Origin of the sequence: Motilibacter aurantiacus (assembly GCF_011250645.1) — a bacterium.
Lineage (GTDB): Bacteria > Actinomycetota > Actinomycetes > Motilibacterales > Motilibacteraceae > Motilibacter_A > Motilibacter_A aurantiacus.
On the sequence record NZ_JAANNO010000001.1, the window covers coordinates 410,067 to 431,809 of the forward strand.

Genomic DNA, 21,743 nt, shown 5'->3' on the forward strand with positions numbered 1-21,743 from the left:
GGTGGTTCTCCACAGGCCGCACGCCTGTGGAAAGCGCACAACATGTGCATGATCAGCGCGAGGGGATGGGTGGGCGCGGCGCGGGACCGCTGCTGGGGGTCGGTAGCGAGGCTCAGGAATCGGGCGTCAGGCGTCGGAGCACCGCTGCGTCGACGCGGCCGGCGTCGTAGTAGCCGCGGCGAACCGCGATCCGCTCGAAGCCGACGGACTCGTAGAGCCCGATCGCGCGCTCGTTGTCGACGCGTGCCTCGAGCAGGACGGCCGGGGCGCGCCGTCGGGCGGCCTCGTCGAGCAGTGCGGTGAGCAGTGCCCTGCCGATGCCCGTGCCCTGGGCGGCGGGCGCGACGGCGAGCGTCTGCACGTCGGCGTCCCCGGCCGGCGCGGACAGGCCGGCGTAGCCGACCAGCTCGTCCCCGCGTACGGCCACCAGGTAGTGCCGCGTCGCCGGCCACCCGGCCAGCTCGGACCAGAACAGCTCCGCGGACCACGGGTCGCCGGGGAAGAGCTGCCGCTCGAGCGCGAGCGCGGGCTCGACGTCCCACCAGCGCATCCGGCGCAGGCGCACCCGCCCGGTCATGGCGCGGTGTGCGGGACGGGGGTCGGGGCCGGCACGGTCGCAGGCTACGACCGTGGACGCGACCTGCGACGATGGGGGCATGTTCGGTACGCGCCGCACCCCGTCCGCGCTCCTCACCCTGACGCTCGGCCTCGGCAGCGTCCTCACGCAGGCCGGCTCGGCCTCGGCGACCCCGGTTCCGGTGGCCCCGGAGCTGCTCGCCCGCGACGTACGCGCCGCCGCGGTGGAGGCGGGCGCGGCACCGAAGGCAGCAGCCGGGACGGCCTCGGAGGGCGCGAACGAGGCCACCTCGCGGGCCGCGTCCAAGGACGTCGCGCCGAAGCCCAGGCGCACCGGCCTTCCGGCGCGGTCGGGCTCGGGCAAGCGCATCGTCTACTCCATCGCCCGGCAGCAGGTCTGGCTGGTGAGCGGGCAGGAGAAGGTCACCCGCACCTACCTCGTCTCGGGCCGCCCGTCCCAGCCGGACCCGGGCACGTTCCGCGTCTACTCCAAGTCGATGCACACGAGCAGCTCGGTGTCGGACGCGACGATGAACTACATGGTCCGGTTCACCTACGGAGAGCGCACCGGCGCGCCGATCGGCTTCCACGACATCCCCAAGAAGCGCAGCGGCGGCTACGAGCAGCGGCTGGCCGACCTCGGCAGGCCGCTGAGCGCAGGCTGCGTGCGGCAGGCTCCTGCCGACGCGGCTGCCCTGTGGAGCTTCGCTCCCGTCGGGACGAAGGTCGTCGTCACGCCCTGACCACGAGGCCCCCGGCGGGGCACCAGCACGTCGCGCCTCCTACCCGCTCGAACGGACAGGAGGCGCGACCGGCGTGCAGGGAGTCAGGCGAGGCCGAGGCTGACCTCGACGTTGCCGCGAGTGGCGTTGGAGTACGGGCACACCTGGTGCGCCTTCTCCAGCAGCTGCTTGCCCTTCGCCTCGTCGACGCTCGGCAGCTCGGCCTCGATCGCGACCTGCAGTGCGAACCCGCCCTTGCCGTTGTCGCCGATGCCGACGTCGACGGTGATGGCCGTGTCCTGCAGCGTGATGCCCTCCTGGCGGGCCACGAGCTTCAGCGCACCGTGGAAGCACGCGGCGTAGCCGGCGGCGAAGAGCTGCTCGGGGTTGGTCGCGCCGCCGGCGCCACCCATCTGCTCCGGTACCGCCAGCTCGAGGTCGAGGACCCCGTCGCTGCTGCGGGCATGGCCGTTGCGGCCGTCGCCGGTCGCGGTGGCGGAAGCGGTGTAGACAGCCTGCATGGAACCATCCGTTCGAATTCGTCCCGTTCTGCACGGGAACTGAGGACGACGCCGGGCCCTACCCGTGGCGCCACGACAGCGACTCCCTGTCCCGTAAGCCTAGCCCCCATTCCATCGCGCACAACTGAAGTGCGCACGAGGGCCGCCGGTGGTACGGAACGCGTACGGGTCGCCGCCGCGCCCGCTTCCCAGCGTCGGGAGGAGCGACGACCTCGACCGAGGAGGGCTCCATGACCAGCACCCTGCGCGCCACCGACGAGGACCGCGCCGTGAAGTCCAGGCACCCGGGCGCTGTGGGCGCTCGGCGACTACGGCGCCGTGGTGGACGAGGTGATCCGCGCCGCTCAGCCCCGTCCTCGTCGACGCGGCGGGCGTACGCCCGGGCCAGCGTGTGCTCGACGTGGCCTCCGGCACCGGGAACGTGGCGCTGCCGGCCGCGGCCGCGGGGGCTCAGGTGGCCGCCACCGACCTCATTCCGGAGCTGCTCGAGGTCGGCCGCCGGACGGCGAAGCGGTCCGGGCTGCAGCTCGACTGGCAGGAGGCGGACGCCGAGGCGCTCCCGTACGCGGACGCGAGCTTCGACGTGGTGCTCTCCTGCGCCGGGGTGATGTTCGCCCCGCACCACGGGGCGGCGGCCGGCGAGCTGCTGCGCGTCTGCCGGCCGGGCGGGCGCATCGGGCTGCTCAGCTGGACACCGGAGGGCTTCATCGGCCAGCTCCTCGCGACCAGGAAGCCGTACGCCCCGCCACCCCCGCCCGGCGCCTCACCGCCACCCTCGTGGGGCCGCGAGGAGCACGTGCACGAGCTGCTCGGTGCCGGCGTCGCCGAGGTCAGCGCACGGAGGCAGACACTGCCCGTGACGCCCTTCGCTTCGCCGGAGGAGCTTCGCGACTTCTTCAAGGCCTGCTACGGCCCGACCATCGCGGTCTACCGGGGCATGGCGGGCGACCCTGCACGGGTGGCCGCCCTCGACCGCGAGCTCGCGGACCTCGCGCGCCGCCAGGGCGCGACGGACGGGGCGGGCTTCGCGATGGAGTGGGAGTACCTCCTGCTCATGGCAGAGCGCCGCTGACCGCCCGGTGCCGCCCGCGTGCCGCGCCGTGCCGGCGCTCGCGGACGGCACCGGGACGGGGTCACAGCGGCAGCAGCACCCGTTCGATCCCGTGCGCGACCTGCAGGTTGCCCGCGTTGAGGTCGGGGTTCGTGACCTTCGCGTCCTTGGTCAGGCCGGAGACGTCGACGAGGCGGATCGACTGCCGCACGTCGACCGTGAGCGGCAGGCCCCGGGCCGTGGGGAGCGCGACCCCGTCCGCGGCGCTCGCGGCGGTCGAGTCGATCGTGACACCGGCCACGACGTGGTAGAGCAGCACGGTCTCGACGGTGTCGATGCCGAGCGAGGCGACGGCGGCCAGGTTGGCCTCCTCCGCCTTGACGGCCGACCCGGTGAGCGTGATGACGAGCTTGCGGAAGGCCCGGTCGTCGGGGAGGAACGCCGTGACGGGCCTGGTCCCGTCGGCGAGGACCGCGACCGGCGAGGACGGCTTCGCCGCGAGGACGGCGAGCACCGCGCCGGTGACGATGTCGTAGTCGTCCCCGTCACGGTCGTAGGTGGGGCCACCGTCGGACAGCAGGACCGAGGCGAGGGAGGCGGTGCCCGGGTCCGCCGCGGAGGCGGCGGGGGCGGTGGCGACGGCGGCGCTGCCGAGAAGTCCTGCAGCAGCGGCCGAGGCGAGGGCTCGACGAACGTGCATGAGACGCGTCCCTTCCGGGCGAATCGATGCGGACGTTGTTCAGCTAGGGCCGCCCGGGGTCCGCCGCCACTCGAACGGGGGACGCGCGGCGCGGGTACGCCCTCAGCGCCCGGCGCGCAGCTCGGCCGCCAGCGCCGCGGCCCGCGCGAGGTCCTCGCGCAGCGCCGCCATCGGCTGCCCCTTCGGCCCGAAGCGGATGGCGGCGGAGGGGTGGTAGGTGCACAGCACCCGACGTCCGGCGTAGTAGACATCGGAGAAGCGCACTTCACCAATGCGTACGCCCGGCTTCAGCACCCACTCGGCCGCCGTCCCGCCGAGCGTGACGACGAGGACCGGGTCGGCGAGCTCGATCTGCCGGTGCAGCCAGGGACGGCAGCGGGCCACCTCGGGCCTCGTCGGCTTGCGGTTCTTCGGCGGCCGGCACTTGAGGACGTTGGCGACGGCCACCCGCTCGCGGGGCAGCCCCGCCTCGGCGAGCAGCCCGTCGAGCAGCTGCCCGGCCTTGCCGACGAACGGCATGCCCGACTCGTCCTCCTGCGCACCGGGCGCCTCGCCCACGAGGAGCACGTCGGCGCCGGCGGGGCGCACGCCCGGGACGACGTTCGTGCGCGTGGCCACGAGCTCCGGGCAGGCGACGCAGCCGCGGGCGGCCGAGGCCAGCGCGTCCCAGCCCGGCTGCGCCGGCGCCGCCTCGGACGGGTCGAGGACCGTCACCGGGCACCTCCGGGCACGGCGCGGTCGAGCAGCCGGAGCAGGGCCTCGTCGACCGGGGCAGGTCGCTCGAGCAGCACCATGTGCCCGGCGTCGGGGACCGTGACGAGCTCGGCCAGGGGAAGGCGCTCCGCGATCGCGCGGCTGTGCTCGACCGGCGTCAGCAGGTCGCGCTCGCCGACGAGCACGAGGGAGGGCAGCCCGGCCAGCACGGCCAGCGCCTCCAGCTTGTCGTGGGCGGCGAACGCGGGGAACACCTCCGCCAGCGTCTGCACCGGGGTGGCCGCCACCATGTCCACCACGAGCGCCACCAGCTCCGGCGACACCTGCCCGCCGAACGCGTAGTGCCGGGTGAGGGCGTACGACAGCTCGTTGCCGGCCCGCCGGCCGCGCTCCACCAGCTCGGCCTGCCGCGTCGCGGTGCGCAGCACGCCCGGGGCGAGCCGATGGACCAGCCGCCCCGCGGCCGCGGGCAGCCCGAGCGTCACCTCGGCCAGCTGCCCCGGGGAGGTGGACAGCAGGGCCACCGCCACCACCCGCGGGCCGAACAGCTCGGGGTGCCGGTCGGCCAGGGCCATCACCGTCATCCCGCCCATCGAGTGCCCGACCAGGACGACGGGGCCGTCGGGCGCGGTCTCGGCGAGCACGCGGGCGAGGTCGGCGCCCAGCTGGTCGATGACCGACCGGAAGCGCGGGGACCGCGCGTCCGGCGTGCCGCCCGACCGTCCGTGCCCGCGCTGGTCGAAGAGGACCAGCCGGGCGTGCGGCCGGAGCGCCCGGCGCTGGTGGTGGAAGGCCCGCAGGTCGTTGCCGAAGCCGTGCACGAGCACCACGGTCGTCCGCGCCGGCCCCGCCGGCTCGTCGACCTCGACGTGCAGGGGCACCCCGTCGTCGGTCACCACGACCCGGGCCCTGCCCGTGCCTGCCTCGGCGCCCGTCGCCCCGGTGACGGCCGCCCGGCGGGTGAGCCGCAGCCCGGCGACGACACCGACGGCCGTCCCCGCCGCCGCCAGCCCGAGCCCGGCGCCGAGGGCGGTGGCCCGGCCGCCGAGCACGCCGATCCTCACCCGCCGGTCCAGACGCGGTGCACCCGCGGGCCGAGCCGGGTCACGATCTCGTAGGAGATGGTGCCCGCCGCCTGCGCCCAGTCCTCGGCGGTCGGCTCGCCGTGCTCGCCGGTGCCGAAGAGGACCACCTCGTCCCCGGCGGCGGCGACGTCATCGCCGAGGTCGAGCACGAACTGGTCCATGCAGACGCGGCCGGCGACCGTGCGCCGCCGTCCCGCGGCGAGCACCGGCCCGCGCTCGCCGGCGTGGCGCGGGATGCCGTCGGCGTACCCGAGCGGGACGAGACCGACCGTCGTCTCGCGGTCGGTGACGTAGGCGTGCCCGTAGGACACCCCGCTGCCGGCAGGGACCCGCTTGACCAGCGCGAGCTTCGCGGTGAGCGTCATCGCCGGGCGCAGGCCGTACGCCTCGGGGCCGCCGAGCTGCGGCACCGGCGAGAGCCCGTAGACCGCGATCCCGGGCCGGACCAGGTCGAACCGGCTGTCCGGCCGGGTCAGCGTCGCCGCACTGTTGGCCGCGTGGCGCACCTCGATGCGCGCGCCGGCGCGCTCCGCCCGCTCCACGGCGTACGCGAAGGCGTCGAGCTGCTTGTCGACCGTCGGGTGGTCCGGGACGTCGGCCCACGCCAGGTGCGTCCACACCCCCACGACCCGGACCGCGCCCTCGGCCTGCGCGCGCAGCGCGGCGTCGAGCAGCTCCGGCCAGCCCTCCGCGGTGGCACCGCCGCGCGACAGCCCGGTGTCGGCCTTGAGGTGCAGGCGGGCGGGGCGGCCCGCCACGGCGGCTGCGGCCACGGCGTCGGCCACACCCCATGGCGCCGACACCGAGAGGTCGACGTCCGCGGCCACCGCCTCGGCCAGCCGAGGCTCGGCCGGGCTGAGCAGCCAGGCGAGCAGCCGCCCCTCGACGCCACCGGCCCGCAGCGCGAGCGCCTCCTCCAGCAGCGCCACCCCGAGCCAGCTCGCCCCGGCGGCGCGTGCGGCCCGGGCGCACGGGAGGAGCCCGTGGCCGTACGCGTCGGCCTTCACGACCGCGAGCACCTCGGCCTGCCCCGCGTGCGCACGCAGGGACTCGACGTTGGAGCGGACGGCAGCGAGATCGATGCGCGCCGTCCGCGAGGGCCCGAGGTCTTCCGTCACACCGACCAATCCTGCCAGCCGTGCGGGGCCGGCCCCGGGCCGCGCCGCGTGCTCAGTCCAGCGTCTCCAGCCAGGAGCGGACCGCGGTCTCGAACTGCCCGTGCGTGCGCTCGAGCGTGAAGTTGTGCCCGGTCTCCGGGACCTCGACCTGGGTCACCCCGGCGCTTCCCGTGAACAGCGCGGCCTGCGCCTGCCCGGCCGGCGGCGGGAAGATCGCGTCCTTGCCGCCGCTGACGACCAGGACGGGGGCGGTCACCTGCGACAGGTACGTCAGGTCCGCCGTCTGCCCGGTCTTGTACGAGAGCAGGTCCCCGCACTCGTCCCGGTTGATCTGCCGAAGCGCGCTTCGCAAAACCCGGTTGTTGGTGTTCGCGAAGAGGTTGGCCGCCGCGTCCTCGGGCTTGCCGAAGGTCGAGTAGTTGCGGGCGCCCTTCTCACTGCGCTTGCCGCCCAGCCCGCAGGTGCGGGCGGCGTACCGCTGGGCGGTGGCTGCCGTCGCGGAGGCGACCGTGTCCGAGTAGCCGATGACCGCGAGCCCGTCGACGTTCTTGAACGAGTAGGCCGCGATCTGCGCGATCTGGGCGCCGTAGGAGTGGCCGGCCAGCACGACCTTGGCGAAGCGCAGCGGCGCACGCTTCTCCAGCGTGTAGCCGCCGGAGCGGAGCGCGCTGACCATCTGGTCGGCCATGTCGGCCTGCGAGCCGGTGCACACCGCCGTGCCCACGGGGTGGTCGCTGTCGCCGTACCCGAGCCGGTCGATCACGACCGACACCTGGCCCGCCGCCGCCTGGTTCGTCGCGTAGTCGTAGCCCGCGACGTTCTTGTAGTTCCAGAGGAACTTGCCGAAGCCGAGGCCGTGCAGGTAGAGCGTGGCGAGCCCCTCGACCCTGCCGCCCGGCCGGTCGAGCGCCGCGGCGGGCCCGACCAGGCTGCCCGTGACGTGGTACGTCGCGCCGTCCGGCGCGCACGGCACCAGCGACCGGTTGACGTTGCGGACGGTGAAGGTGATCGGCACCTCCACCACGGTCGCGCCGCGGGCCGCCGGAGCGGCCGCCGCCTGCGCGTCTGCTGGTGCCGCGGATGCCGCCGGGACGGAGGCGGCGGCCAGGCCGAGGGTCGCGACCAGGCCGAGGAGGAGAGATCGTCGCATGCGCGTGCGGTACCCGCCGGAGCTGCTGCTGACGCTTCCCCTCGCGAGGGGGACGTGGGCGGTCACGACGGGCAGATGTTCACCTCGCTGTGCGGTTGTCCGGCCGTGGGCGGGTACGGACTGCGGGAGCTGAGCGCACGAGCCTGCTCACATCTTCAGCGGAAGGAGCCGGCCATGGGCGAGGCCGAGACCGACGAGCTTGACCTGCCGGAGGGGACCGCGGCGAGCGCGGAGGCCGCCGGCTCGCCCGTCGACCACCTGCCGGCCGCGGCGGAGGTCGTGCCGCCGGAGATCCGTCGCACGGTCGAGCCGACCCCGCTCGCGGAGGAGCTGTCGCACCTGCGGGTGGACGTCGACGAGGAGGGCGAGCCGATCCTGCTGCGCTCCGACGGCAGCGTGATCGACACCTGGCGGGAGGGCTACCCGTACACCGAGCGCATGACCCGGCACGAGTACGACCGGACCAAGCGCCTGCTGCAGATCGAGCTGCTGAAGCTGCAGAACTGGGTCAAGGCGTCGGGAGAGCGGCTCGTCATCCTCTTCGAGGGGCGGGACGCGGCCGGCAAGGGCGGGACGATCAAGCGCTTCACCGAGCACCTCAACCCGCGCGGGGCGCAGGTGGTCGCGCTGGAGAAGCCCTCGGAGCGCGAGCGCACGCAGTGGTACTTCCAGCGCTACATCGCGCACCTGCCCGCCGCCGGCGAGATCGTGCTCTTCGACCGGTCCTGGTACAACCGCGCCGGTGTGGAGCGGGTCATGGGCTTCACGACGCCGTCGGAGTACCTCGAGTTCATGCGTCAGGCGCCCGACCTCGAGCGCATGCTGGTCCGCTCCGGCATCCACCTGGTGAAGCTGTGGTTCTCGGTCTCCCAGGCCGAGCAGCGCACCCGCTTCCTCATCCGGCAGATCGACCCTGTCCGCCAGTGGAAGCTCTCGCCGATGGACCTGGCCTCGCTGGACCGGTGGGACGACTACACCGAGGCCAAGGAGGCGATGTTCTTCTACACCGACACCGCCGATGCCCCCTGGACGGTGCTGAAGTCGAACGACAAGAAGCGCGCTCGGCTCGAGGCCATGCGCCACGTGCTCAGCCTCTTCGACTACGACGGCAAGGACGTCGAGGTCGTCGGCACGCCGGACCCGCTGATCGTGGGGCGCGGGTCGAAGGTCTTCGAGCAGGGCGAGAACGGGGACGTGCTCTTCCCCCGGCTCTGACCCCGGCCCAGGTGCCGAGGGCACCTTCTCGCAGCGCGATCGCGAGAAGGTGCCCTTCTGCCACGACGGGGCCGCGGCGGGTCAGCCGGCCCGCGAGACCAGGACCACGTCGGCCACCCGGCACGGCCCGAGCGCGGTGACCCGGACCTGCTGGGCGCCGGTCGGGGAGCCGAGCCCCACCAGCTCGTACGCGTCACCGGCCTCGACGACGACGGCCTCGTCCCCCAGCTCGACCCGGGCCCGGCCGGACACCGCCAGCGTGCACTCCACCGGCAGGCTCCCACCCCACTCGCGCACCAGCTGCTCCCCCGGCTCCAGGGCCTGCTCGGCGTCGACGTCGAGCCGCGAGGTGAGGGCCGAGTGCAGCACCGTGCCGCACTGCAGCTCCGGGCGGGCCGGTCCCTCGCGCCGGGCCACGATCGCGCCGTTGCGGCGCACGGTCAGGGCGGCCCCGTCGTACACGGCCTCCACCAGGCAGGCCGCGTCCCCGTCGAGGGCCACCCCCACGCCGTCGACGAGGGTGACGGCCCCCTGCATCCACGCGCGCAGGTGGAACGGGCCCACGGCCGCGTCGTACGCCGGGCGCGGCGGCAGCGGCTGCGGCCGCCCGGAAGGGCTGGTCGGGCGGGTGGCACCCCGGCCGAGCTGAGGCCCGTCGCCCACCCAGTAGAGCGGGTCGACGTGGACCTTGCGGCCGTACGCGTCGCCCACGTAGCCGTGGTAGACCGCGTACGGGGTGATGCCGTCGGGGGCCACGGTCACGCAGTGGTGCCCGGGGCCGGTCACGTCCGTCCCGCTGGTGAAGATCGGGTGCCGCGACGCCTTCTCCCAGGGGCCGGCGACGGAGTCGGCGACCGTGACGCCCAGGCTGTAGCCGTCGCCGCCGAAGAAGCCCCCCGAGTACATCTGGTAGTAGCGGCCGCGGCGCTTGAGCGTGAAGGGCGCCTCGTTCCAGTACTGGCCACCCTCCGGGTGGGCCTCCCACGGCTCGCTCGGGTACGCCACCGGGACCGGCTCGCCGGCGAGCGTGCCGTCGGGCAGGACACGGTCGACCACGTTGCCGCAGCCGAGCGTCCCGTCGGCGTGCCGGGTCTCCTCGTTGCGCACGTTGTAGAACAGCCACTCGCTGCCGTCGTCATCGACGAACGGGTGCGCGTCGATCGACCACTCGCCGACGAGCGGCTCGTCGTCCCACACGAACGGCCCGAGCGGCGAGCGTGCCCGGGCGGTGCCCTGCCGGCGCTGCTCGTCGTCGCCACCGTCGGCACCGGCGGCCTTGCCGGCGGTGCGGCCAGGCCCGCCGCGGCGGGTGGCCGCGACGTACATGACGAACTCGCCGCCCCGGTAGACGACCTCGGGCGCCCAGAGCTCGACCTCGGCCCAGTGCCCGGACGGCGCGCCGGTGAGAGCGGTGCCGGCCGGCTCCCAGGTGACGAGGTCGCTCGAGCGCCAGACGTCGATCCGGGTCGGGCCCGAGTAGTAGAGGAAGTACTCCCCGAGGAACTCCAGGACGAACGGGTCGCCGTGGTCCACCTGCGGGCCGGCGTCGAGCACGGGGTTGGCGAAGGCCCCCGCGACGACGGGAGTACGTGCCGGGGAGACGGCGCTGGATCTCACCCGCACCTGGTCGGCTCGCCGTCGCCACGGCTTGAGCGCCGCCGGGCAGCAGGTTGCGCCGAATGCGACAGGCCCCGCCCGGACCGGGTCCGGGCGGGGCCTGCGTGTCGCCCTCAGGCGAGGAGCATCACCGGTCGGCGAGCTCCGCGGCCTCCACGCGCTGCGCGTCGGCGATCAGCGCCGCGGCGTCGCGCTTGAGCAGCTGCCGGACCATGAGGTCGCGGTCGTCGCCCTTGACCTGGCTGTTGGCCCGGTCGACGAACTGCTCCAGGTAGGAGATCGTCCGCGCCTCGCTGCCGGCGTCGGCGGCCTGCTCGGCCTTGTCGAGCCGGTCGCGCAGCGCCGTCACGGTCTTGGCGCTGATCGTGCCGTCAGCGTGGAACGCCGCGATCAGGGCCTTGATGTCGGCGAACGAGGTCCCGACGGTGAAGGTCACCGTGCGGGTCGTCGTGTTGCCGGCGTTGTCCTTGGCCGTGACGGCCAGGGTGTGCTCGCCGAGCGCCAGCTCGTAGAGCGTCACGGTCGAGCCGGCCGCGAGAGCCTTGCCGTCGAGCGTGGCGGTCACCGCGCCCGAGAGGCCCGACCCGGCGTCCGTCGCCGACCACATCGGAACCAGATTGCCGGAATCGCCGTACGTGGCACCGGACTCCAGGCCGGAGACGGTCACGACCGGAGCGGCGGCGTCCACCTTGAACGAGACCGACTTGACGGCCGAGACGTTGCCCGTGGCGTCCGTCGCGCGGTACTCGAGCGTGTGCTCACCGGCGGCGGCGACCACGACCGGCGTCGCGTACGTGGTCCACGCGCCGCCGTCGAGGCGGTACTCGACCGTGACCGCGCCGGCCGAGTCGTCGGTGGCGTTGACGGCCACCGTGACCGGCGAGACGTACCAGCCGTTCTGGCCGTTCGCGGCGGCCGGGGTGACCGTCGCCGTGGCCGTCGGGGCCGTGGTGTCACCGAGGGCCTTGACCCGCACGTTGCGGTAGAAGACCTCGTCGCCCGTGCCGTGGTTCTGCAGGCCGATCATGCTCGGCGCGTTCATGCGGTTCGGGTCGGTGTCGACGTAGTCGTTGATCTTGACGCCGTTCAGCCAGACCTGGATGCGCTGGCCCTCGACGATGATCTCGTACGAGTTCCACTGCCCGGGGGCCTTGAGCACCGCGTCACGGGCCGCCGCGTCCGCAGCGCTGAAGCCGTAGATCGAGCCCGTGGTGTGGCTCGGGTCGTCCGTGGCGTCGATCTGGATCTCGTGGCCCTTGTTGACCGCGACCCACGGGTCGTTGCCCGGGTCCGGGAAGCCGACGAAGACGCCGCCGTTGTCGTCGCCCGCGAGCTTCCAGTCCAGCTTCAGGCTGTAGGAGGTGAACGTCTGCGGGTGGTAGAGCAGGCCGAGGCCGCCCACCGACAGGATCGAGCAGTCGTCCTGGCGCCCGAAGGAGCCCGGGCCCGCCATCTTCCACTGCTGGAAGCTGGCCAGCGTGCCGTCGAAGAGGCTGGTGTAGCCCGCCTCCGGCGCCGCCGGGGTGCAGACGTCCACGCCGCCGCCGACCTTGAGGGCGTCGAAGTTGACGTTGCCGTCGACCCCGGTCTCGTACTTGAACGTGATGGTGTTCGCGCCGGCCTGCAGGGTGAAGTCGCGGCTGACCGTCCGCCAGTTCTTCCAGCTGCCGGTGTCGGGCAGCGCCCACGGGTCGACCTTCGTGCCGTTCACGTAGACCGCGACGCGCTTGGTCCCGGTGAAGGGGTTCGGGCCGTTGGCGTAGCGCAGGTGGACCGGCTGCACGCCGGCCGTGGCGGCGTTGACGTTGAAGGTCAGCGTCGCACCGTTGTTGAAGAAGCCGCCGACGAAGCCCGAGCCGGAGTAGCCGCTGTGCTCGGTCTCGATGCTCGCGCCGGAGCTGAGCTGGCCGTCCTCGGCCTCGTACCAGCCCTTGTCGGCGGGGGCGACGTAGCCCGGCACCTCGTTGGCGGTGTACCAGACCTCGGTGCTCCAGAGCGCCTCGCCGTCAGCGGCGGCGAACGGGCGCGGGGAGCGGATGTGCACGACGCGGTCGGGCTTGACGCCCGTGACCGTCAGGCTGACCTTCTTGCCGTCGGCGCTGACCGTCGCCGCCGTGACGGCGAGGTTCTCCTGGTTGAGCTTCGGCCCGCCGTACTGGCTGGTCGGGTTGTAGCGCCACTGGTCGATCTGGTACTTCGACGCGAGGCCGGCGCGGGTCTCCTCCGACAGCGGCTTCGTGTAGGTGATGTCGAAGCCCTTGTCGGTGATCTCGGTCTTCAGGATGTCCATCGTGACGGTGTCGTTCGCCGTCAGCTTCTGGAAGCCGTAGCGGAGCTTGCCCGGCTGGTTCCAGTTGCCGTCGTAGCCGATGCCGCCGATGTAGAGGTCGCCGTCCGGGCCGAGCGCGAGCTCGTTGACGCCGGCCTCGAGCCCCTGGGTCATCCGGTAGAGCGCGCCCTGGAGCTGGCCGTTGACCTTCTCCAGCTGGACGCGCTGCAGGCCGCCGTAGGTCACGTCGCCGATGGCGAGCTGACCCGTGAACTGGCCCTCCTGCATGACCACGGGGGTCGAGGGCGAGTTGGCGATCTCGTTCTGCGGCATCCAGACGATCGGCTTCGTGACCGGCTGGTTGTCGAACCGGCCCGCCTCGGGCTGGCCCGCCGCGTTGTTGTGCGTGGTGAAGTGGTTGTAGAACGCACCCTGCTTGATCTGGACGAGCTTGCTCGCCGGGACCCATCCACCCTGGTTGTCGGTCACGAGGATCTCGCCCTCGGGGCCGAAGCCGATGCCGTTCGGGGTCCGCAGCCCGCCGGCGACGTACTCGATCGTGCCGGTGTCCTTGCTGACCTTGAGGAACGTGCCGCGGTCGGGGCCGGGCTGCGGGACGGTCGAGGAGCCGCTGCGCTCGAGCGCGACCGACAGCGCGACGTAGAAGTAGCCGTCCTTGTAGGGCAGGCCGAAGGCGAACTCGTGGAAGTTCTGGCCGTTGGGCCAGGTCGCGATGCGCTGGCGGCCCTCGAAGTAGCCGTCGCCGTTGGCGTCGACGAGCTTCTCGAGCCCGACCTTGGAGGTGATGTAGGTGTCGCCGTCGACGACCGCGACGCCCTGCGGCTCCTGCAGGCCGGCTGCGACCTCCTTGTAGGCCAGCTTCGCGGGGTCGACGACGCCCTGGACGTTGCTGACCCGGTAGAGCTTGCCGTTGGTGGAGACCTGCGCGGCGCCCCAGGTGAGGACGGCGGCGTCGCCGTTCGGGTACCACGAGATGCCCGAGACGTCGGGCTGGAAGCCGGCGGGACGCAGGTTGCTCAGCGTGAAGCTGGGGTGCACCTTCGTCAGCGGCAGGCCGTCGCCGGCGCCGTCGCTGAGCCCCTCGCACTCCTTGGTGCCGGGCGCGACGACGCGCGCGCCGCCGCCCTCGACCGAGAGCACGGAGTTCGGGACGACCTCGAAGGTCGTCGAGCCGGGCTTGCGCCAGGACAGCGTGAGCTTCTCGCCGCCGCCGGCCTGGAAGTAGCGGATCTCCAGCTGGTGCCGGCCCGCGGTCAGCGTGTAGTCGCCGTCCTTGGTGGTGGAGTCCTGCAGCCCGTCGTTGTCGATGACCTGCTGGCCGTCGATGAAGACCTTGGCACCGTCGTCGTTGAGGACGCGGAAGGTGTAGTTGCCGGCCTGCGCGACGTCGAGGTCCGCGACGACCTGGGCCTGGAAGTTGGCGGTGTAGCCGGCCCAGTCCGCGGTGGTCGACCAGTTGATGTTCGGGCGGAGCACGTCGACGTTCGGCGTCTGGCCCGGCTTGAGCGTGCAGAGCTTCTGCAGGGGGAGGCCCAGGTCGAAGATGCGGAGCGTGACGCCCTGCTCGCGGACCGCGCCGTCCGGCGTCTTCGCGACGGTGATGTTGTCGATGTTGACGTTGCCGCTGTTGCCCGACGCCACCCGCAGGTTCAGCGTGTTGCTGCCGGAGGCCAGGGTGACCGGGACGGTGACCGTCGCCCAGGTGTCCCAGCTGCCGCTCGGCGGCAGCTGAACCGGGACGTCGGTGCCGCCGACGGTCAGCGTCATGGTCCGCGTCGTGTTCTGACCGTCGCCACCGGTGGAGTTGGCGTAGCGGATCGTGACGTTGTGGGCGCCGTCCGCCGCCGCGTTGTAGCCGAAGGCGATGCTGGCCCCGGCGTTCACGCTGTCGACGAACCCGCTGCCGGTGTAGCCACGGTGGTCCGTGTTGGTCTTGGCGCCACCACCCAGCGTGGCCTGCTCCGCCTCGCACACCTGACCGGAGATGCAGGTCACGGCGGCGACGGCGGTGGGCACCGCGACGATGGAGCTGGAGACGGCGGCGACGGCGGCTACGAGCAGGCCGGTCGCGGCCCTTCGGCGGCCCCTGGAGGCATGCCGGTCGACGGTTCGGGAAATCACGTACTCGTCCTCCGAGATGAGGTCTTGACGCTGAGCCACGCGGCTCAGGGCAGCGTGGGTTGAGGCGCCTCGCCGGTTGGGGCCGGCGGGGCTGCGTGGAGTCGGCGTGCGGATGGAGCAGGGCTTCCCGGTCGGCCGTGCGGCAGGCACGATCGGCGCACGGCCGGGAGGCGGGCCCTATGCGTCCGAATTGGCAACGATGTCGGAGTTATCGGAACGGGCGCGGGGACGGCCGGGGGCCGCCCCGGGCGGGGGTGGTGGCACGAGGCTCCTCTGCGCTGAGGCTGGCCGGACGTGGTTTCTGTGCGGGCGCGGGACGCCGCGTACGTCACCCGTACGCCCACCCCGCGGAGGCAACGTAGTCACTTTCGTCGGCGCCGTCGAGCGATCGTGATCCACCCGTTACTAGTTCCGCCCCGGTCGAGCGATTTGGCGACGTTCCCCCACGCCATCACACAGAAGCGCCCTACCGGGTTGGTCCCGGTAGGGCGCTTCCCGCGCACCATGGTCCGCTAGGCGAGCCTCGACCGCAGCTCGTTGTCCACCATCGAGAACGCGGAGGCGATCGCCATGTGCATGTCTAGATATTTGTAGGTGCCGAGCCGGCCTCCGAACCACACGTCGCGCTCGGCCTGCGCACGCTCCCGGTACCGGTTCAGCCGCTCCCGGTCCCCGGCCGCGTTCACCGGGTAGTACGGCTCGTCGTCCTGCGCCGCCCATCGGGAGTACTCGCGCACGATGACGGTGCGGTCGGCCGGGTGCTCGCGCTCCGGGTGGAAGTGTCGGAACTCGTGGATCCGGGTCCACGGGACGTCCTCGTCCGCGTAGTTCATGACCGGCGTGCCCTGGAAGTCGCCGATCGGCAGGACCTCCTGCTCGAAGTCGAGCGTCCGCCAGGCCAGCGGCCCCTCGGCGTAGTCGAAGTAGCGGTCCAGCGCACCGGTGTAGACGATCGGCACCCCCGCCGGCAGCTCGCCACGGACGTCGAAGAAGTCCACGCCGAGTTGCACATCGATCAGCGGGGACTCGGTCATCCGGGTCAGCCAGGCCGCATACCCGTCGACCGGCAGCCCTTCGTACGTGTCGGTGAAGTAGCGGTTGTCGAAGGTGTAGCGCACCGGCAGCCGCGTGATGATTCCCGGGTCGAGCTCGCGCGGGTCCGTCTGCCACTGCTTCGCCGTGTAGCCGCGGACGAACGCCTCGTACAACGGCCGGCCGATCAGCGAGATCGCCTTCTCCTCGAGGTTGCCCGGCTCGCGGCCGGCCGTCTCCCCCGCCTGCTCGCGGACGAGCGCGCGCGCCTCCTCGGGGCTGAGGTACTCCCCGAAGTACTCGCAGATGGTGCCGAGGTTGATCGGCATCGGGTAGACGCGGCCCTTGAAGATGGAGAAGACCCGGTGCTGGTAGCCGGTGAAGGCGGTGAACCGGTTGACGTACTCCCACACCCGCTCGTTCGACGTGTGGAAGAGGTGCGCGCCGTAGCGGTGCACCTCGATCCCCGTCGTCGGCTCGCGCTCCGACCAGGCGTTGCCGCCGGGGTGGTCGCGCCGCTCGAGCACCAGCACGCGCCGGCCCAGCTCACGGGCCACCACCTCGGCGACGGTGAGGCCGAAGAGGCCTGCGCCGACGACGACCAGGTCGGGCTTTCCCTGAGGGGCGCTCATGCCGTCAGCGCTTCCGCCGTGCCGCACGGCGCCGGGACGGCGCAGGTGGGGCACGCCCCGGCCGGGTCGCCCGCCACCGGGTGCAGCAAGAGCGCGCGGGAGATCCGGGACAGCAGGGGCGCGCGCAGGAACGGGGTCGCCGACGAGACGGCTGCCTCCGCGAGGACCGGGACGCCGTTGCCGCTCAGCCGCAGCCCTCCGAGGGCCGGGTCCTGCATGCCGGCCACCGCCGCACCGACGCCCTGGCCGTGCGCCCGCTCCAGATCGGCGACCGCGGGGTGCCGGCTCACGCCAGTGCCCCTTGGGCCACCGCGCCGGCGCGGGCGCCGTCCGCGTCGAACAGGGCGTACATCGCCGAGGCGATCGCGTCCCACTCGTGCCGCTCCTGGATCGGGCGCAGCCGGCGGTCGCGGTCCGCGCGCGAGTGCTCGACGACGTGTCGGCAGGCGGCGGCGAACTCCGCCGCGTCGTCGGCCAGGTGCACCACTCCGTCGTAGTCGGCGACCACGTCGGGCACGCGGGTCGAGACGACGGGAAGCCCGGCGGCGAGGTACTCCAGCGTCTTCGTGGGGCTGATCGCCCGGGTCGCCTCGTTGAGCGCGAAGGGCATGAGCGCCACGTCGAAGCCGGCCATCACCTGGGGCAGCTCGTCGTACGCCGCCATGCCGGGGAACTCCAGGTTCTCCGCCTGCGGCAGGGCTGCGGGGTCGATCTTCGTCACGGGCCCGACGATGCGCAGCGTCCAGTCCGGCAGCTCGGCAGCCAGCCGGCCGAGCAGCTCGAGGTCGATCCGCTCGTCGATGACGCCGACGTAGCCCGCGACGCGGCGCTCGCGCGGCTCGCGCAGCAGCCGGGACGCCTCGTAGTGGCCGGCCTCGACGCCGCTGGGGAACAGGTGGGCATCGGGGCGGTGCGGCGTGACGCCGGCGTGCAGGGAGCGGCCCCCGGCGAAGACCACGTCCGCCTCGGCCAGGGCGCGCCGCTGCCGCAGCCGCAGGCCCTCCGGGGCGTTGAGGAAGGACGCGAGGTCGTCCATGACGTCGTAGCCCAGGCGCGCGGGCTGCAGCGCCTCGGCGACGTCGAGCGCCATCGGGGAGTAGAGCAGGACGTCGACCGGCGCGCTCACGCCCTGGTCCTCGAGCCAGCCGGCCAGCATCTCGCCGTACCCCTCGGCGGGCTCGGCGTCGAACCCGAGGAAGTCCGGCTGGCCGGGCCGGCGCGGCACGACGAGCCAGACCTGCGTGACCGGGCCCTGCTGGACGCTGCGGATCTCCGGCTCGGTGACGTCCCCGGACATCGGCTCCTCGACGAACCACGTGCGTGCGCCGGCGGCGGCGCGGTAGCCCGCGAAGCGCGACACGAGGTGCTGGGGCCGCTGCCAGACCCAGCCCCACCGCAGGTGCGACAGGACGACGAGGTCGGGACGGGCTTGGTCGACGGGCATGGCTGCCCCCTCCTCGGCAGGACTGCCGATTGACGGTTGGACGGGCTCGCTGCTCACGGGGGTCGTGTGCACGGGGACGGAGGGCACGGGGACGGAGGGCACGGCGTCGCCGGGCGGCGGGTCCTGCCAGGGCCAGTGCCCCAGCTGGGGCAGCAGCCCGGACAGCTGGGTCGAGCAGGGCTCCTGGAACCGGTACGCCGGCAGCTCGGCCGCGGGCGTGCCGGCCGCCGCCGCCGCCCACGCCGCGGTGAAGGACGTCGCCACGCGCTCGCCGCGGGCGCCCAGGCTCAGCACGCCGACGGGGTCGCGGCGGCCGCCGGCCCGCGCGAGCAGCGAGTCCCAGTCGCTCGAGTCCACGGTGGGGAACCAGCAGAACCCCTCGAGCGGGATGCCCTCGGCGACGGCCGCCTCGTACTGCTCGAGCATGTACCGCAGCCAGGAGGCGCGGTCGGTGGGCAGGCCGCGGATGTTGGTCTCGCTCAGCATGAGCGGCAGGCCGTAGCGCTCCCAGTACTGGCGGGCGATGGCGCGGAAGCCGACGGGGTACGGCGAGGGGGCGTGGGCCGCGCCGTCGTACCACCACTCGGAGTGGCAGTAGTAGTCCAGCCCGAGCACGTCCACCCGGGCCCGCGGCAGCTGCAGCAGGCGCTGCCCGCCGTCGGCCAGCAGCTGGCGCAGGAACGGGCGCTCCGGGTCGAGGTCGTGCTGCAGGACGAGGTCGAGCGCCACGTGGCGCCGGTCGTTGGCCAGCGCCGCGTACTCCGCGTCGCGCGGGGCGCCCGCGTGGTGCTCGGCGGTGTCGACCCACACGTGCCGGGCCTCCGGCAGCAGGTCGGCCCAGCACTGCGACGCGTCGCACAGGGCGGGCAGCACGTTCGCCAGCAGGCGGCGGAAGCCCTCCATGCCCCGGTCGTACGGCGGCCAGAGCGCCTCGTGGCCGCTGAGGAAGAGCGTGGCGAACGGCTCGTTGAACAGCGTGTACGAGCGCAGCCAGGGGTAGCGCCGGGCGACGGCCTCGGCGTAGCGCAGGTACGCGGCGCCGAAGCCGGGGTCGCGGAAACCGTCGGAGAGCCACCCGGGGTAGCTGGTGTGGTGGACGAGGTCCACGATCGGGTCGATCCCGACCTCGTGCAGGTGGCCGAGCGTCTCGTCGGCCTCGGCCCAGTCGAAGACCCCCGGCTCCGGCTCCAGCCGGTGCCACCGCAGCGACCAGCGGACGGTGCGTACGCCCGCGTCGAGCAGGACGCCGACGTCGTCGCGCCAGCGGGTGGCGTGGCCGGTCAGGTCGGCGACGTCGGTGTCGTAGGAGGGCAGCAGGGTGGTCTCGAAGGCGCCGAGGAAGGCGACGGGCCGGGCCGGGTGGCCGGGTGCAGGCGTGTGCACGCGTCGGTCCTCTCGTCCGGAGGGACACGAGCCGCGGCCGCCCAGGTGGCAGCCACGCTGCGGGCTCGTTCCTGAACCGACGCGACCGTGACCTCCCCGTGACGGCGCCGTCGAAACACTCTCCGGCCTCTCGGGTACGCGAGCGCGGCCCCTGCCTAGGCGGCTGTCGTCACCAGGGCGAGCTGCTCGTCCACCGCGCGCAGGAACGTGGCGAGGTCCAGCGGCTTGCCGACGAAGGCGTTCGCGCCGGCGGCGAGGACCCGGCGCTCGGCCTCCGGCGTCACGTCCGCGGTGACCACGACGACGGGCGTGGCCCGCAGGGCCGGGTCGGCGTCCGAGCGCAGCTGGGTCAGGACCGACCCGCCGTCCAGGTGGGGCAGGTGCAGGTCGAGCAGCAGCAGGTCCGGCCGCACCCGCCTCAGCATCTCCAGCCCGGCGACGCCGTCGGCGGCCACGAGCAGGCGCACCTCCGGACGGGATGCGAGCAGGCGGCGGACCAGCGTGACGTTGGACGGGTTGTCCTCGATGTAGAGGACGGTCCGGGCGTCGCCGCCGAGGTCGGACGGCTCGTCCGGCGTGGGCCGCCCGGCGAGCACGGGCGCAGCGGGCAGGGACGGCGGCCCGGGGGCCGTCGCCTGCGGCCGCTGCGCGACGGCGGGCACGGCCACCGCGGTCGGCAGGTCGACCGTGAACGCGGTCCCGACGCCCGGCGTGCTCTGCACGGCGACCCGGCCGCCCATGGCCTCGGCCAGGCTCTTCACGAGCGCCAGCCCGACCCCGGTGCCCTCGATCTCGCTGTGCTGCATCCCCGCCCGCTCGAACGGGACGAAGATGTCGTGCAGCCGGTCCTCGGGGATGCCGATCCCGGTGTCGACGACGCGGATCCGGGTCACGCCCGGCCCGGACCCGGGCACGCCGGCGCCGCCGGACAGCCGGGTGCACTCGACCCGGACAGAACCACCCTCGTGGTTGTACTTCACGGCGTTGGAGAGCAGGTTCACGAGGACCTGCTTGAGCCGTTGCCTGTCCGCGAGCACGTGGGGGTCTCCGTCGTCCCAGCAGACGGGCCCGCTCAGCGCGATGCCGTGCGCCGCGGCGGAGGGGCGTACCAGGTCAAGGCTCTCGGCCGCGACGGCGCGCACGTCCACGGGGCCGGAGGTGAGGGACCGGTGCTCGGTCTCCACGCTGGAGATGTCGAGCGTGTCGTTGATCAGGTCGAGCAGGTGCCGGCCTGCACGCAGGATGTGCTCGACGTTGTCCTGGTCGCCGGACTGCAGCCGGGGGCTGCGCCGCAGCAGCTGCCCGAACCCGAGGATCGCGGTGAGCGGCGTGCGCAGCTCATGGCTCATGCGCGAGAGGAACTGCGTCTTCGCCGAGCTGGCCCGCTCGGCCTCCTCGCGCGCCCGCTCGGCCTCCTCGCGGGCCGCCTTCTCCCGAGCCTCCGAGGCGCGCCGCTCGGTGACGTCGTGCAGCATCCCGGTGAACCCACGGTGGCTCCCGTCCGGGTCGATCACGGCGCGGCCGGTCACCTCCATCCACCGGACGCTGCCGTCGTGGGCGAGGAAGCGGACCTCCTTGGTGGTCTTCTCCCGCGTCAGCACTGCGTGGCGCATGTGCTCGGCGGCGGCCGGCCAGTCCTCCGGGTGCACGCTGTCGAGGGCGCCGCGCTCGGCCATCTCGCCGGCGGAGATGCCGGTCAGCTCGGTCCAGGCCCGGTTCACGAACGCCACCCGGCCGTCGGGCCCGATGCGCACGATGACGTCGGTGACCTCGTCGAGGACCGAGCGCAGGTAGGCCTGGGCCGCCTCGAGCTCGACGACCTCCGCCCGCTGCGCGAGGGCCCGGGAGAGCAGCCCCGCAGCGCGCTCGGCCAGCAGGGCCACCCGCGGCTCCAGTGGCGGCGCCGGGGGCAGGGCGGCGAGCTCGAGCCAGCCGAGACGGCCCGCGCCGGCCTGCAGCGGCAGCCGGAGGGCGGGGGCCAGGCCGGCCTGCGGCCCGCCCAGCTCGAAGGCGACCCGTTCGGTGCCCTCGATGTCGTCGTCCAGCACGACCCGCGCCACGACGGCGCCGGATGCGTCGAGCAGGAGGCGTAGCACGGCCTCGACCCGGTCCGGCAGCTCGGCGGCGCTCACGCCGACGAGCCCGGCGGCCACGGAGGCCAGCGCGCCGAGCACCGGCGCGTCCAGCAGCGGGTCATCGGCCTGCGGGCCGACGGGACCGGCCCCGGGCGCGGACGCGGGCGCTGACAGGGACTGCTGCATGACGATCCCATCGGCCGGAAGGCTCACCCGCCTGAGCAGAAAGGCCCAGCGCCATTTGCTTTCGCGCACATCCTCAAGGCGGATGCCAGGGGCGACGATCTTCGCACTCGG

At 73.5% G+C, this 21,743-nt stretch carries 15 protein-coding genes and 1 pseudogene; 3 read left to right on the plus strand and 13 right to left on the minus strand.

The window, feature by feature from the left end:
- Positions 1-112: 112 nt before the first annotated feature.
- Positions 113-577, minus strand: a complete 465-nt coding sequence (gene rimI / locus G9H72_RS01855; protein WP_166166538.1) for a ribosomal protein S18-alanine N-acetyltransferase — start codon at positions 575-577, stop codon at positions 113-115.
- Between the two features lie 79 nt (positions 578-656).
- Here rimI and G9H72_RS01860 point away from each other — a divergent pair, with 79 nt between their 5' ends.
- Positions 657-1,319 (plus strand): L,D-transpeptidase, encoded by a 663-nt coding sequence (locus G9H72_RS01860; protein WP_166166539.1) that lies wholly within the window; start codon positions 657-659, stop codon positions 1,317-1,319.
- A gap of 83 nt (positions 1,320-1,402) precedes the next feature.
- Here the strand turns inward: G9H72_RS01860 and G9H72_RS01865 are convergent, their stop codons facing one another.
- Positions 1,403-1,819, minus strand: a complete 417-nt coding sequence (locus G9H72_RS01865) for an organic hydroperoxide resistance protein (RefSeq protein ID WP_166166540.1) — start codon at positions 1,817-1,819, stop codon at positions 1,403-1,405.
- A gap of 230 nt (positions 1,820-2,049) precedes the next feature.
- Here G9H72_RS01865 and G9H72_RS01870 point away from each other — a divergent pair.
- Positions 2,050-2,891, plus strand: a pseudogene (locus G9H72_RS01870) (class I SAM-dependent methyltransferase).
- Between the two features lie 61 nt (positions 2,892-2,952).
- Here the strand turns inward: G9H72_RS01870 and G9H72_RS01875 are convergent.
- From G9H72_RS01875 to G9H72_RS01895, 5 genes are all read right to left on the minus strand, one after another.
- Complete coding sequence (locus tag G9H72_RS01875) at positions 2,953-3,570, minus strand: fasciclin domain-containing protein (protein WP_166166541.1); 618 nt, start codon at positions 3,568-3,570, stop codon at positions 2,953-2,955.
- A 102-nt stretch (positions 3,571-3,672) separates the two neighbouring features.
- The gene (locus G9H72_RS01880; protein WP_166166542.1) at positions 3,673-4,284 is read right to left on the minus strand and encodes a uracil-DNA glycosylase; all 612 of its coding nucleotides are present in this window, start codon (positions 4,282-4,284) and stop codon (positions 3,673-3,675) included.
- Complete coding sequence (locus G9H72_RS01885) at positions 4,281-5,348, minus strand: alpha/beta fold hydrolase (RefSeq protein WP_331271894.1); 1,068 nt, start codon at positions 5,346-5,348, stop codon at positions 4,281-4,283. The genes G9H72_RS01880 and G9H72_RS01885 overlap by 4 nt, the downstream gene beginning before the upstream one ends.
- Complete coding sequence (gene alr, locus G9H72_RS01890; protein ID WP_331271895.1) at positions 5,345-6,487, minus strand: alanine racemase; 1,143 nt, start codon at positions 6,485-6,487, stop codon at positions 5,345-5,347. The genes G9H72_RS01885 and alr overlap by 4 nt, the downstream gene beginning before the upstream one ends.
- Positions 6,488-6,539: 52 nt before the next feature.
- On the minus strand, positions 6,540-7,637 hold the full coding sequence (locus G9H72_RS01895) for an alpha/beta fold hydrolase (RefSeq protein ID WP_166166544.1): 1,098 nt from the start codon (positions 7,635-7,637) through the stop codon (positions 6,540-6,542).
- Positions 7,638-7,811: 174 nt separating this feature from the next.
- Here G9H72_RS01895 and ppk2 point away from each other — a divergent pair, with 174 nt between their 5' ends.
- Positions 7,812-8,852 (plus strand): polyphosphate kinase 2, encoded by a 1,041-nt coding sequence (gene ppk2 / locus G9H72_RS01900; protein ID WP_166166546.1) that lies wholly within the window; start codon positions 7,812-7,814, stop codon positions 8,850-8,852.
- 81 nt (positions 8,853-8,933) lie between these two features.
- Here ppk2 and G9H72_RS01905 read toward each other — a convergent pair whose 3' ends face one another.
- From G9H72_RS01905 to G9H72_RS01930, 6 genes are all read right to left on the minus strand, one after another.
- Positions 8,934-10,469, minus strand: coding sequence for a glycoside hydrolase family 43 protein (locus G9H72_RS01905; RefSeq protein WP_166166548.1), 1,536 nt, complete (start codon positions 10,467-10,469; stop codon positions 8,934-8,936).
- Positions 10,470-10,596: 127 nt separating this feature from the next.
- Positions 10,597-14,880 carry a family 16 glycoside hydrolase gene (locus G9H72_RS01910; protein ID WP_166166550.1) on the minus strand — a complete coding sequence of 1,428 codons (4,284 nt, stop codon included), beginning with the start codon at positions 14,878-14,880 and terminating at the stop codon, positions 10,597-10,599.
- A 512-nt stretch (positions 14,881-15,392) separates the two neighbouring features.
- Complete coding sequence (gene glf / locus G9H72_RS01915) at positions 15,393-16,544, minus strand: UDP-galactopyranose mutase (protein ID WP_166166552.1); 1,152 nt, start codon at positions 16,542-16,544, stop codon at positions 15,393-15,395.
- Positions 16,541-16,834: a hypothetical protein gene (locus tag G9H72_RS01920; RefSeq protein ID WP_166166554.1), complete on the minus strand. Its 294-nt coding sequence runs from the start codon at positions 16,832-16,834 to the stop codon at positions 16,541-16,543. The genes glf and G9H72_RS01920 overlap by 4 nt, the downstream gene beginning before the upstream one ends.
- On the minus strand, positions 16,831-19,371 hold the full coding sequence (locus tag G9H72_RS01925; RefSeq protein ID WP_166166557.1) for a family 1 glycosylhydrolase: 2,541 nt from the start codon (positions 19,369-19,371) through the stop codon (positions 16,831-16,833). Before G9H72_RS01925 ends, G9H72_RS01920 begins: the two co-directional genes overlap by 4 nt.
- Positions 19,372-19,526: 155 nt before the next feature.
- Positions 19,527-21,632 carry a hybrid sensor histidine kinase/response regulator gene (locus G9H72_RS01930; RefSeq protein ID WP_166166560.1) on the minus strand — a complete coding sequence of 702 codons (2,106 nt, stop codon included), beginning with the start codon at positions 21,630-21,632 and terminating at the stop codon, positions 19,527-19,529.
- Between the last annotated feature and the right edge of the window lie 111 nt (positions 21,633-21,743).